Genomic DNA, 11,540 nt, shown 5'->3' with positions numbered 1-11,540 from the left:
TCGGGAGCGGCAAAGGTCGGACTCAATCGACAGCAACGACGCCTGCCGGCAGTCCGATCAGCACCAGCGGACAGGGATTTCCCACCCCACGCGCCAAGCGCTCCTCAAGCTTGCGCCAGTGTGTCGTGGCTTCGCCGAACGTGTCGGACACGAAAACGTCGGCGACCGCGTCGGCGAAGCCGTGCCGGTCCGCACGCCGCCTGATCGCCTCGGTCTGACGGGGTGTTGGCCTGTAGCCCCAGGGGGCCAACTGGGCCAACTCGCCGATGCTGTGCCTGGCGATGAAGCGGCGCACGATGTCGCGCAGTCCGTCCTGCAGCGTGCGTCCCCGGGTGATGATGATGCCGCACGAGATCGCACCATCCGCGTGCAGGCGCTTGAAGTTCTCAAGATCGCGATCGAAGAACGGATCCTTGTTGTTCCACTCGATCTCGAGCGCGAGGTAATGGCCGCTCGGGGTCGTCCGGACGTGATCGACCTCGTGGGTCTGGCTCTCGCTCGGCACGCCGTCTATGCGCTTCTCGACGATGAACTTGCGCTTGCGCCAGCCGATCACGGCCAAGGCGTGGCGCAGGCGCTGCGTCCCCTTGGCCTCGCCGCCGCCGCTGGCGATCAGCTCAGCTGCGGGGATGGAGACGCCAGGCAGCGCGGTCTCGATCTCGTCGGCCGCGTCGGGGAAATCGACTCGCAGGATCGCTTCCGCGTGGGATCGGAAGGCCAAGTCGAAGCCTCGCGCGCGCAGCGACTGGAACAACGGAGGGTCCGGAGGAACGGCACCGGCCATCGGCATGCTCAGCCGCGGCCGAACAGTTCCCGCTGACTGTCCTGTGTGGCGGAGTTGTAGCCGTAGGTCGGCCAACGCGGCGCATAGTCGGGGGACGCTTCGTTGCCCCAGGCGGTCCAGCCCTGCCGCACACCGCGCGCGAAAAGCTCAAGCCGGGGGGCCGGACTGCACGCCTCGATGACGGGATAGATCTCGTCCGGTTTGCGCGAGTGCTCGCGCTTGCGGGTGGCGATCAGGTTCACCTGACGCCGGCCAGGCGCGAGTGTGCGTGCGTTGCGGCCGCGTGTGCCGAACAGCAGCAATTCCGTGACGTTGCGGAAATAGAAGCCCACCCCGCGGCCGTCGGAACCACCGTCCTTGCGGATCTTGTGCCGGACGATGTTGGCCTTGTAGGTGAATCCCCAGGCCTCCATGACAGCCAAGCCCTGGGGAAGCAGAGCGTTCGGCACCCATAGATACAGATGCGCGACCGAAGCCGCGAGGTCCGCCACCGGCAGCCCGGCGATCTCGGCGACCGTCATCGTCCCGTAGCGCGAAAGCCGCCGGTGTTCGGGCGCCACTTTGCCGGTACGGTTCTGGAACTGCCACGGCGGATCGGCGAGGATCGTGCCGAAGGTTCGCCCCGCGGTCGCCGCGCGCATATCGTCGACGGCTGTCGCCATCGCTTGATCCCTCCCCGTAGCGCCGCAGGCGCGATTCGGGTCCTCGTCGACACTACGGCACGCCGGTCTAGGGACGGTCAACACTGACACGCGAGACGAGCCGCGCCGCGGCGGCGCCAGGATCAGCGGCAGACGCCGATCGAACTTTCGCCGCAGACGCGCGCCCCGTCGATCCACTTCGCCCCGGAGAGCTGCGCCCCGGTGAGATCGACGCCGGCGAGATTGGCCCCCGTCAGATCCGCGCCCTGGAGATTGGCGTTGAAGAACCGCGCACGGCGCAGATCGGTCTCGACCAGCTTCGCCCCGGTCAGGTCCGCGCGCGAGAAATCGGCGTTGCGGAAGTTCGAGCGCGACAGGTCCGCCTCCGCCAGCACCGCCGAGACGAACCGCGCATCCGAGCCCTCGACATCCACGAGCCTGGCGCCGCTCAGGTCGGCCCGCTGAAGCGAGGCGTCGCGCAGCACCGCGCCCGTGAGGTCGGCCTGCTGGAAGTCGCGCCGGTCGAGCAGGCAGCGTCGCCAGTCCACACCCGGCCCGGCGGGATCGGAACAGGAGGCATGGGCGGGCGCAGCGCCGGCGAGGAGCAGCGCCGCGACGAGGACAGGTAGCGCGGGCATGGCGGCCCCTATAGAACACGATCGCTCCCCCGCAAAGGGCCGATCGACCGGGTTGATGCTGCGCCGCGTCCTGGAGTTCTGCGCCTATCGCGGCGCCGCGCTGCTCGCGGCGTCGATCTTCGTCGGGCTGTTCGTGCCCCCGCTCGCGCGCGCCTTCCGCTTCATCATCACACCCACGGTGGTGGGGCTGATGACCCTGGTGCTGCTGCGCGTCGATTTCGCCGCGGTGTTCGGCTATCTGCGGCGGCCCTGGCTGGTGGTCGGGCTGCTCGCCTGGCTGATGCTCGCCTGCCCCGTGCTGGTGTGGGCGATCGTGCGCCTCACCGGGTTCGAGGGACCGCTCGCGACCGCGGTGGTGATCATGGCGACGGGCTGTGCCGCGACCTCGGCGCCGGCCTTCGCGCGACTGGTGGGGCTCGATCCGCAGCTTTCGCTCGTGGCGTCGGTGCTCTCGACCCTCGCGGTTCCGTTCACCGCGCCGCCGCTGGCGCTCGGCCTGCTCGGCGTCGCCCTCCCGCTCACGATCGGCGGGCTCTCGGCGCGGCTCGCCCTGGTGGTGGGGCTGCCGCTACTGATCAGCCTCACCGTCCGTCGGATCGCCGGCGAGGATCGGCTCACCCCCTACGGCCGCGCGATCGACGGCGCGGCGGTGCTGCTCGTCTGCCTCTACGGGCTCGGCGTGATGGACGGGATCCTGGCCACGCTGCTCGACCGGCCGGCCTTCGTGCTGGGCGGGATCGCGCTCGCCTTCGTCGGCAATTTCGGGCTGAACGCGGCCACGGCAGGGGCGTTCCTGCCGTTCGGACGGCGCATCGCGCTCACCACGGGACTGCTCTCGGGCAACCGCAACATGGCGCTCTATCTCGCCGTGATGCCGCCCGAGACCGGCTTCGACGTGCTGATCTTCTTCGCGCTCTGCCAGTTCCCGCTGTTCCTGAGCCCGTTCCTGCTCAAGCCCGTCTATCTCCGGCTGGTGCCGCGGGTGTGAGCAGGCTCAGGCCGGCTCGGCCAGCACGGTTCTGACCCCGACGATCGCACGCAGCGAGGCCCCGAGGAGCGAGGCGGCCCCGCCATCGAGTTCGACACTGAGGCTCAGGCGCATGGTCGCGTCCTCGGCGACCACCTCGAGGCGGCGCGGGACGAGCCCCCGCTTGGCCAACGGCTCGATCAGCCGGGGCAGAAGCCCGGGCTCGGCATCGGCAAGGACGGTGAAGCGCCGGACGCGCAGGACGTCATCGGCAGGGCGGTCGTGATCGAGGGCGGTCATGGCATGATCCTGGCAGGCGAGTGACAAGGAGACGCGGCCCGGCCCCCCGGTCGGGGACCGGGCAGCGAATTCGCCGCCCGCCATGGACCACGCGATCCATCATGACGTGAGCTTAGCCCAGCGGAGGCGCCTGTCGAGCCACGCTCCGCGCGAATGCTGCGGTGCAGAAGATTGCCCGCCCCGAGGGCTCGGCGTATGGTGCGGCCATCAATCCATGCCAGGAGCGCGGGCGCTCGAGCGCCGGCGCCGACGCGGAAGGCCGCCATGAACGAGATGTCGAAGCCCGCCACCCAGACGGTCACGGTGACGCTGGATGGCACCAACCGATCCACCACGCTGCCCCTGCTGCCGGGCACGATCGGCCCGGCCGTGCTCGACATCCGCAAGCTCTACGCCGATCTCGGCGTGTTCACCTACGACCCGGGCTACGGCGGCACCGCCGCCTGCGAAAGCAAGATTACCTACATCGACGGCGATCAGGGGATCCTGCTGCATCGCGGCTATCCGATCGAGCAGCTCGCCGAGAAGAGCAGCTTCCTGGAGGTCGCCTATCTGCTGCTCCACGGCGACCTGCCGACGAAGTCGGAGTACGAGACCTTCGTGAAGGGTGTGACCTACCACACCATGATCCACGAGCAGCTGCGCCGGTTCTATGACGGGTTCCGCCGCGACGCCCACCCGATGGCGGTGATGACCGCGGTGGTCGGCGCGATGAGCGCGTTCTACCACGACAGCCTGGACATCAATGATCCGCGCCATCGCGAGATCAGCGCGTTCCGTCTGATCGCGAAGGTTCCGACCATCGCAGCCTGGGCCTACAAGTACTCGATCGGCCAGCCCTTCATGTATCCGCGCAACGATCTCGGCTACGCCGAGAACTTCCTCTACATGCTGAACGCGGTGCCGGCCGAGCCCTACCAGATCAACCCGGTGCTGGCGCGCGCGATGGATCGCATCCTGATCCTGCACGCCGACCACGAGCAGAACGCCTCGACCTCGACGGTGCGGCTCGCGGGATCGACCGGCGCCAACCCCTTCGCCTGCATCGCCGCCGGCATCGCCTCGCTCTGGGGCCCGGCGCATGGCGGGGCGAACGAGGCCGTGCTGAAGATGCTGGCCGAGATCGGCAGCGTGAAGAACATCCCCGACTTCATCTCCAAGGTGAAGGACAAGAACAGCCATGTGCGGCTGATGGGGTTCGGCCATCGGGTCTACAAGAACTACGATCCGCGCGCGAAGATCATGCAGCAGACCTGCCACGAGGTGCTGGCCGAGCTCGGCATCAAGGACGAGCCGATGCTCGACATGGCGATGGAGCTGGAGAAGATCGCGCTGAACGACGACTACTTCGTCAGCCGCAAGCTGTATCCGAATGTCGACTTCTATTCCGGTATCATCCTGAAGGCGATGGGCATCCCGACCAGCATGTTCACCGTGCTGTTCGCGGTGGCGCGCACCGTCGGCTGGATCAGCCAGTGGAAGGAGATGATGGAAGACCCCTCGCAGCGCATCGGCCGTCCGCGCCAGCTTTACACCGGCGCGACCGCGCGCGACGTCACGCCGATCGACGCGCGCGGCTGATCGCGCGCTCCTGGACTGCCGGCGCGCCGCCCATTCGGGCGGCGCGCTGCGTTCGGGGGTCGCGGCACAGACCGTCACAAGGAATCACGTCCCATCCGATGAGCCTGACTCACGACATGCACCATTGGCGTGTTCTGCTTGACGCGGACTCGCGTTTTTGGCGAACATGACGTTCGGATAGCGACCCATTCACGCTATCCCCAGGATGTTCCAGCTTTTCCTTGCTGACGGCTGCCGCGAAGGCATCTCGCGGTGTGGATAACCCACGGCTGAAGGGATTTGAGCGACCAGGCCTATGTTGGACGTACCGTGAAATTTCTATCAGAGGTTGATTCTTCCCACTTGCACTTTCCTCACGGTTGTCCACAAACTGAGGACAGTTGTAGTCAGTGCCCGTCCGAGGAGGCTGGACTCATGGAGCGGTACGCAAGCCTGGATGCGCTGGTGCGGCATCAGCTGCGCAAATGGCCTCAGCACCCGCCCGGCCTATGGGCGAGGATGAGCAGTCCGCCGAGGGTCCTGCGCGGCCGCCCGTCCGACGCCGCCGCCGCCGTCTCGCCCTTCCTGAAGCTGCCCGGCACCGACCGACTGAAGACCCTGCCGGACGGGATGTGGCTGCAGTTCGGCGGCACCCCGGACGAGCCCTGGTGCGACGTGGTCGCGGTCGAGGCCTGCTCGTCGTTCCAGAACCTGCTCGACAAGCGCAGCCGCTTCGCCCCCTCGACCCATTCGCTGCTCGCCGTCTGCCCCCTGCCCTGGCTGCTCGCCCCGGCCATGGCGGACGATCCCACGCCGCGCTGGCGGCTCACCGGCGTGCTCAAGGCCGAACCGACCGGCCCGCTCAGCCTGCCGGTGCGCGACATCCGCGTGCTCTACGGGCTGAAGGACAAGCATTACGAGCCGTTCGCGCGCAGCCAGGTGCCGCACGCGCACGAGTTCTTCTGTCCGATGGGCGCGCTGACGGCCGAGCGCGGCTACGAGGCGCCGGCCATGCGCGCGCTGATGACGCGGCTGACCTCGGCGGCCAATTTCTTCGGCCCCGCGGACCCCTCAGCGGGCTGACGGGACCGGCGCCGGCAGCGCCATGCCCCGACGCGCCAGCACCGCGCGCAGCCGGTCGGGATAGTCCGTGATGATCCCGTCCACACCCCAGGCGATCAGCCGGTCCATCGCCGTCGGATCGTTCACGGTCCAGGGGATCACCGTCAGGCCGAGCGCCCGCGCCTCGGCCACCTCATCCTCTCTCAGACTGCGGTGGTCCGGCGACCAGAGCCGCCCGCCCGCCGCGTGGACCATGCGCGGCACCGAGCCGCCATGCGCCGCCGGATCGTGCCCGGCCAGCCACGGCGAGGGCCGCCCGCCACGCGGCGAGACGGTGTCCGCGCCGCCATGGGCCGAGGTCAGCCAGGCGAGCGTGACATCAGGCCGGTTCGCCTGGAACCACGCGAGCACACGCCAGTCGAAGGACTGCACGATCGCGCGCGACACGACGCCCGCCTCGTCCAGCACCGCGACCAGACGCGCGGCCATCTCCTCCGGCGCGACCGTCAGGCCGGGCCGGTCGGGAAACACCTTCGTCTCGATGTTGAACCGGACCGCCTCGGCGCCGAGCCGGCGGGTGAGCGCGAGCACTTCCGCCAGGGTGGGGATCCGCTCGCCGTCGACCGGCACCTGCTCGGGATAGAGCGCAGCGTAGCGGCTGCCGGGCCGGATCCGGCCGACGTCGTAACGCCGGAGCTGATCGAGGGTGAGCGAGCGGATCGGCGCGCCGGGCGGCGCGATGAACTGCCCGTCCGGTCCGCGCGTGATGTCCGGGTTCAGCGCCGGATCGTGGCTCACCACCACCACGCCGTCGGCCGTCACCGCGACATCCATCTCCAGCGTGGTCACGCCGATCTCGAGCGCGCGGGCGAATCCCGCGAGCGTATTCTCCGGCGCCAGCCCGCGCGCGCCGCGATGCCCCTGAACGTCGAACGCCATGCCGTCCCCTCCGACCGACACCAGGGCCGCAGCGAACGCCACGGCCACGGCGCGCACCACCGACATGGCTCTCCCCTTGTCCTCTGCCGTCGCCGCCTGGCGCATCCGATAGCGCATCGCCGACGACTTGGCCACGCCCCGCCTGATCGGCCCATACCCCGCGCCGGAATGCTTCACCCTCGTGCACAGGGCGTTGTCTTTCCTCGGCGCGCGCTCGCCACACGAGCCCTGCGCGCCGACGCCCGCCTGCCAGAGGTCGAGCCGTTGGCCACCGGGCCTCACGCCAGACTGCGCCAGAACATCCGCACGCTGGTGAGCATCAGGAACAGGGCGAACAGGCGCTTCAGCAGCAGGGGCGGAAGGGTGTGGGCGAGCTGCGCGCCCCAGGGTGCTGCCAGGATCGAGCCCGAGGCGATCAGCGCGAAGCCGATCAGGTTCACGTAGCCCAGGCTGTAGGGCGGCATGCGCGGCTCGCCCCAGCCGCCGGCGATCGCGATCACGGTCGCCGGGACCGAGATGACGATGCCGAACGCCGCGGCGGTCGCGACGGCGTTGCGGATCGGCGTGCCGAACATGCTCATGGTCGGCACCCCGACGGTGCCGCCACCGATCCCCATCACCGCCGAAACCGCACCCATCGCCGCGCCGATCGCGTGCCGGGCCGCGCCGTCCGGGAAGCGGTCACGCAGTCGCCAATCGAGCCCGGTCATGCCGAGATTGACCGCCACCAGTAGCGCGACGAAGGCGAAGACGAGCGTCAGGGCCTCACCGTGCAGCACGACGATCAGCGCCGCGCCGACCAGCGTGCCGGCGAACAGCGAGGGGATCAGGCCGCGCAGCAGCGGCATGTCGATCGCCCCCTTGGCGTGGTGCTTGCGCGCCGAGACGATCGAGGTCGGGATGATGGTGGCGAGCGAGGTCGAGACCGCGAGCTTCTGCTGGATCGCTGGGTCGATGCCCAAGGGCGGCAGCACATAGGACAGCACCGGCACGATCACGATCCCGCCGCCGACGCCGAACAGCCCGGCGAGCAACCCGGCGACCAGCCCCGTCACCGCCATCGCGGCGGCGAGTACGGCGAGCCAGAGCGGGTCGTGCAGGGTCATGGGTGGGTGAACCACGATCAGTGTCCGCGATCTCCGCCCGCAGAGCCATCGGTGAACCGACATCCCGACGTCCCGCGGACGCCGCTTGACCGTTGCGTTGCCGCGAGCCGATACCTCCTGGACGTGTGCAACCGTCCGGGCAGACGATGAATCTCCTCCGGCGGACCCTCGCGACGCTCGCCGTTGCGGGCGTCGTGGCGACACTGGTGCTGATGGCGACGCGGTTCGACCTGATCCGCGTCACGGAGCCTTTGGACCCGACCGAGACCAGCGCGGGCGGCGGGCTGGCATACCGAAATCCCATCCCGACGCTCTACGCCCCCTTCTTCACGGTCGCGCCCCCCGAAGCAGCGGCGCTTCAGGTACTCATTTCGGGATCGTGGCATCGCTGCACTGCCGACGCGCCTCAGGTTGCACGTCACGGCTCCGGTCGGTGCGCGTCCGGGAACACCTATCTGACATGGAGCAGGCCCGACAACGCCGACCCGAGAGTTGCTCAGGAGCCGACCTTCGTGCGCTATCCGGTACGCGCAACCCCCGAACTGCTGATCGCCGTGCTCGCCCTGCCGGTCATATTCGGGCTTGGGGCCGCTTTTGCGACCACGGCGCGCCGTGCCGTGGCCGTCGTCGGCGTCATCCCGCTCGTCCCCGGGGCCCTCCTCATGGGTGCCAATCTCGTCGGCCTCTTCATGCCGTTGCGCTCACCCACATTGACAGAGATGCAGAGCAACTACGGGCCCGGCGATCTGAGATACAGCTACGAGGAGGCGGCCCAACTGCTCGAATGGCGCGCTGACGACACGCCGCTCAGCTTCGCGAACCGCGCGAACGACGCCATCGCCGGATCGGTGCTGCATTTCTGGACCGAGTCGCGTTTTCGCGAGTTCCGCATCGTCGTGCCGGCCTGGGAGAATTGGCTGATCCGCCTGCTCGGCCAAGTTGATCCGGCCTTCGCCGAGTACATCTTCTGGGATCCGTGGAAAACGATCGAACGCGGAGTCGGAACGTGCGGACACGTCTCGTCGGCGCTGGTCGGGATCCTGCGGGAGCGCAGGATCGATGCGCGGATGGTGACGCTGTTCGGCCACGTCGTGGTTACGGCGGAAATCGGCTCGGGCGTCTGGCATATCTTCGACCCTGATCTGGGGATCGTGATCCCCTACGATCTGCCGACCCTGCAGAAGCGCGAGGACCTCCTCCGTGAGGCCTACGGCCCCGTGATCCGGTCTTTCCCCCTCGAACCGGACATCCTGGCCGCCTTCGAGGACATGCTCGTCAACGCGTATCTCGACAGCGCGACGAACCATATCGATCCGCTCGGGCGCGAGAGCTACCACTCCGGTCTGCGGGCCTTCGGGCTCTGGCACAGCGCGCTGGAGCCGCACCTTTACCGGATGAAGTGGCTGGTTCCGGCGGGGCTGATGCTGCTCGGCGGGGTGATCGTCGCCGCTGCCAGTTGCTGGCCACGCCGTGCCGACGCACGCCGCACGCCGACCCTCGCCGGAACGCACACGGCGTCCGGAATGACGACCCCTTAGCCACGACGTCCCGGGACCGGTCCAGCCCACGGCGACGCCTCGGGCGTTCCGTGCGATACACCGCACCGTCCCGCCCGTCATGACCCCGATCACCGACCCGCTGTTCTACCTGCTCGCCGTGCCCGCGCTGCTGCTGACCGGCATCAGCAAGGGCGGCTTCGCCTCGGGCGGGGGCAATCTCGCGGTGCCCGCGATGAGCCTGGTGATCGCCCCGCCGCAGGCCGCCGGCATCGTGCTGCCGATCCTGTGTGCGATGGATCTTTTCGGCGTCTGGGCCTACCGGCGCGACTGGGACCGCCGCACCATGGCGATCCTGACGCCGGGTGCGCTGATCGGCATCATGCTCGGCGCGATCGCGTTCGGCGAACTCTCCGACCGCGCGGTGAAGGCGATGATCGGCGCGATCGCGGTCGCGTTCGTCCTGCATGCTGCGCTGCGCAGCCGGCTCGTGCGCGCGACGGACGCGCCTGCGGGCGAGGCGCCGATGAAGGGGCTGTTCTGGAGCGCGGTATCCGGCTTCACCTCGACGCTCGCGCATGCCGGCGGGCCGCCGCTCGCGGTCTATCTGCTGCCGCGCCGCCTGTCGCGCCTGCGATTGAATGCAACGACGGTCGTGTTCTTCACCCTGGTGAACTACGTGAAGCTCGTCCCCTATGCCCTGCTCGGCCAGCTGCATGGCGGCAATCTCGCGACCTCGGCCGTGCTGCTGCCGACCGCGCCGGCCGGCGTGCTGCTCGGCATCTGGCTCGCGCGGCGGATCTCGGACCGCATCTTCTATCGCGCGGTGTTCACGCTGCTCCTCCTCGCCGGGATCAAGCTGCTGCATGATGGGCTTGCCGGGTAATCCTGTCCGACCGACCAGCGCCACCATCGCCTCGACCACCACCACCCGCATGACCACGACCACCTGACGAGGACCCCGACCGGCCATGTCGATCCCGATTGCCTGGGACAAGCTCCAGACCCGTTTCGCGACCGTGCGGCCCTGGGCCGCGAAGGCCTTTCCGCAGATCAACCGCTGTGCCGTCTGCATGAGCTATGCGCTCGGCATAGAGCCATCGAAGCAGGAGGGTGATGCCACCCTCGCCGACCTGCCGGGGGCACAGGTCGGCGCACGCAAGGCGGGCAACGGCGGGCCGGGGCTGAACGACACGTTCCTGGACCTGTTCTTCATCCGTGCCGCCGAACTGCTGCCACGCGTGCAGGCGAAGTTCGGCGCAGCCGATGTCGAGGGACGATCGAGCGTCGTCTGGCCGCGCGTCGAGGGCAAGCGCGGCGTGCTCTATCTCGAGGATTGCTACCAGACCGAGGGCGACAAGAAGGCGAACGCGGTTCTCACCTCCTTCGTCGCCGGCGTGCTCGATTTCCGCGCCGATACGCCGGAGATCTCGGTGTTCGCGAGCGGCGACCATTGGGATCTGTTCGACGGCAGCCGCATGGTCGCGGACGGCTCGCCGATCCGCAACAACCGCCATCCGGGCAAGCTGTTCTTCTGGGCGGCAACCTGAACGACCGTCCCCCGGTCAGGCGAGCAGCACCACGAGCAGCGCGGCCGCGAGCGCCACGAAGGCGATGCCGTTCAGCACCGGCACCGCCCGCTCCGGCAGCCGGTCCAGCAGCCGCCGCGTGAACCCCGCCCGCACCACCACGTCACGATCGCTCATCGCTCCATCCTCTGCGGCTGAGGCGCCTTGGCGCCCGAGCCGGATGCTTAGAGCCTGATCCATTTACGGTGAAGCATAGCCTGCGTGCCGGAAGTAGTTGGCGCATTCGGTGGGTGAGAACTCGCCGAGCAGGGCGCCGATGCGGTGCCATACGGTGGCGATGGATCGCTCGTCGGCCTTTCGCAGCAGGGTCTTGAGCTTGGCGAACATCATCTCGATCGGGTTCAGGTCCGGGCTGTAGGGCGGCAGGGACAGCAGGTGGGCGCCGGTGGCGCGGATGGCGCGGCGGACGGCGACGCCCTTGTGACTGCCGAGATTGTCGAGCACGACGACGTCGCCCG

14 protein-coding genes are annotated in these 11,540 nt (G+C 68.8%); 6 read left to right on the top strand and 8 right to left on the bottom strand.

Annotation, left to right across the window (positions count from 1 at the left end; translation table 11 throughout):
• Positions 1-22: 22 nt before the first annotated feature.
• From F563_RS0111915 to F563_RS0111905, 3 genes are all read right to left on the bottom strand, one after another.
• Positions 23-754 (bottom strand): BglII/BstYI family type II restriction endonuclease, encoded by a 732-nt coding sequence (locus tag F563_RS0111915; protein WP_019014904.1) that lies wholly within the window; start codon positions 752-754, stop codon positions 23-25.
• 38 nt (positions 755-792) lie between these two features.
• Positions 793-1,446: an MT-A70 family methyltransferase gene (locus F563_RS0111910; RefSeq protein ID WP_019014903.1), complete on the bottom strand. Its 654-nt coding sequence runs from the start codon at positions 1,444-1,446 to the stop codon at positions 793-795.
• A gap of 122 nt (positions 1,447-1,568) precedes the next feature.
• Positions 1,569-2,063 carry a pentapeptide repeat-containing protein gene (locus F563_RS0111905; protein ID WP_019014902.1) on the bottom strand — a complete coding sequence of 165 codons (495 nt, stop codon included), beginning with the start codon at positions 2,061-2,063 and terminating at the stop codon, positions 1,569-1,571.
• Between the two features lie 55 nt (positions 2,064-2,118).
• On the opposite strand from F563_RS0111905, the gene F563_RS0111900 reads away from it, so the two are divergent.
• On the top strand, positions 2,119-3,051 hold the full coding sequence (locus F563_RS0111900) for a hypothetical protein (RefSeq protein ID WP_019014901.1): 933 nt from the start codon (positions 2,119-2,121) through the stop codon (positions 3,049-3,051).
• Between the two features lie 6 nt (positions 3,052-3,057).
• Here the strand turns inward: F563_RS0111900 and F563_RS0111895 are convergent, their stop codons facing one another.
• Positions 3,058-3,330: a hypothetical protein gene (locus tag F563_RS0111895; protein ID WP_019014900.1), complete on the bottom strand. Its 273-nt coding sequence runs from the start codon at positions 3,328-3,330 to the stop codon at positions 3,058-3,060.
• Between the two features lie 264 nt (positions 3,331-3,594).
• Between F563_RS0111895 and gltA the strand changes: the two genes are divergently transcribed.
• Both gltA and F563_RS0111885 read left to right on the top strand, forming a co-directional pair.
• Entirely contained in the window at positions 3,595-4,911 is a 1,317-nt protein-coding gene (gene gltA, locus F563_RS0111890; protein WP_019014899.1) for a citrate synthase, read from the top strand.
• Between the two features lie 498 nt (positions 4,912-5,409).
• Positions 5,410-5,973, top strand: a complete 564-nt coding sequence (locus tag F563_RS0111885; RefSeq protein ID WP_245557132.1) for a hypothetical protein — start codon at positions 5,410-5,412, stop codon at positions 5,971-5,973.
• Here F563_RS0111885 and F563_RS0111880 read toward each other — a convergent pair.
• Positions 5,962-7,026, bottom strand: coding sequence for a glycerophosphodiester phosphodiesterase (locus tag F563_RS0111880; protein ID WP_245557131.1), 1,065 nt, complete (start codon positions 7,024-7,026; stop codon positions 5,962-5,964). The genes F563_RS0111885 and F563_RS0111880 overlap by 12 nt on opposite strands.
• Positions 7,027-7,169: 143 nt before the next feature.
• Positions 7,170-7,997 (bottom strand): sulfite exporter TauE/SafE family protein, encoded by an 828-nt coding sequence (locus F563_RS0111875; protein WP_019014896.1) that lies wholly within the window; start codon positions 7,995-7,997, stop codon positions 7,170-7,172.
• 146 nt (positions 7,998-8,143) lie between these two features.
• Between F563_RS0111875 and F563_RS0111870 the strand changes: the two genes are divergently transcribed.
• The 3 genes from F563_RS0111870 (at position 8,144) to F563_RS0111860 (ending at position 11,043) form a co-directional block, all read left to right on the top strand.
• The gene (locus tag F563_RS0111870) at positions 8,144-9,535 is read left to right on the top strand and encodes a transglutaminase-like domain-containing protein (RefSeq protein ID WP_019014895.1); all 1,392 of its coding nucleotides are present in this window, start codon (positions 8,144-8,146) and stop codon (positions 9,533-9,535) included.
• Between the two features lie 79 nt (positions 9,536-9,614).
• Positions 9,615-10,379: a sulfite exporter TauE/SafE family protein gene (locus F563_RS0111865; RefSeq protein ID WP_019014894.1), complete on the top strand. Its 765-nt coding sequence runs from the start codon at positions 9,615-9,617 to the stop codon at positions 10,377-10,379.
• Between the two features lie 85 nt (positions 10,380-10,464).
• Positions 10,465-11,043: a hypothetical protein gene (locus F563_RS0111860; protein ID WP_019014893.1), complete on the top strand. Its 579-nt coding sequence runs from the start codon at positions 10,465-10,467 to the stop codon at positions 11,041-11,043.
• A 15-nt stretch (positions 11,044-11,058) separates the two neighbouring features.
• On the opposite strand, the gene F563_RS24835 is transcribed toward F563_RS0111860, so the two are convergent.
• On the bottom strand, positions 11,059-11,199 hold the full coding sequence (locus tag F563_RS24835) for a hypothetical protein (protein WP_019014892.1): 141 nt from the start codon (positions 11,197-11,199) through the stop codon (positions 11,059-11,061).
• Positions 11,200-11,262: 63 nt separating this feature from the next.
• The coding region (locus F563_RS0111850; protein ID WP_019014891.1) for a transposase at positions 11,263-11,540 on the bottom strand (278 nt) is incomplete at its 5' end.

Source organism: Elioraea tepidiphila DSM 17972, assembly GCF_000378465.1.
Classification (GTDB): domain Bacteria; phylum Pseudomonadota; class Alphaproteobacteria; order Acetobacterales; family Acetobacteraceae; genus Elioraea; species Elioraea tepidiphila.
The sequence above is the reverse complement of the archived record's forward strand: the minus strand, read 5'-3'. Positions and strand labels throughout refer to the sequence as shown.

Bases quoted from the DNA above. Each gene is read 5' to 3' on its own strand.
- F563_RS0111910 (WP_019014903.1), bottom strand. From the start codon at position 1,446: ATGGCGACAGCCGTCGACGATATGCGCGCGGCGACCGCGGGGCGAACC.
- F563_RS0111905 (WP_019014902.1), bottom strand. From the start codon at position 2,063: ATGCCCGCGCTACCTGTCCTCGTCGCGGCGCTGCTCCTCGCCGGCGCT.
- F563_RS0111900 (WP_019014901.1), top strand. From the start codon at position 2,119: ATGCTGCGCCGCGTCCTGGAGTTCTGCGCCTATCGCGGCGCCGCGCTG.
- F563_RS0111895 (WP_019014900.1), bottom strand. From the start codon at position 3,330: ATGACCGCCCTCGATCACGACCGCCCTGCCGATGACGTCCTGCGCGTC.
- gltA (WP_019014899.1), top strand. From the start codon at position 3,595: ATGAACGAGATGTCGAAGCCCGCCACCCAGACGGTCACGGTGACGCTG.
- F563_RS0111885 (WP_245557132.1), top strand. From the start codon at position 5,410: ATGAGCAGTCCGCCGAGGGTCCTGCGCGGCCGCCCGTCCGACGCCGCC.
- F563_RS0111875 (WP_019014896.1), bottom strand. From the start codon at position 7,997: ATGACCCTGCACGACCCGCTCTGGCTCGCCGTACTCGCCGCCGCGATG.
- F563_RS0111870 (WP_019014895.1), top strand. From the start codon at position 8,144: ATGAATCTCCTCCGGCGGACCCTCGCGACGCTCGCCGTTGCGGGCGTC.
- F563_RS0111865 (WP_019014894.1), top strand. From the start codon at position 9,615: ATGACCCCGATCACCGACCCGCTGTTCTACCTGCTCGCCGTGCCCGCG.
- F563_RS0111860 (WP_019014893.1), top strand. From the start codon at position 10,465: ATGTCGATCCCGATTGCCTGGGACAAGCTCCAGACCCGTTTCGCGACC.
- F563_RS24835 (WP_019014892.1), bottom strand. From the start codon at position 11,199: ATGAGCGATCGTGACGTGGTGGTGCGGGCGGGGTTCACGCGGCGGCTG.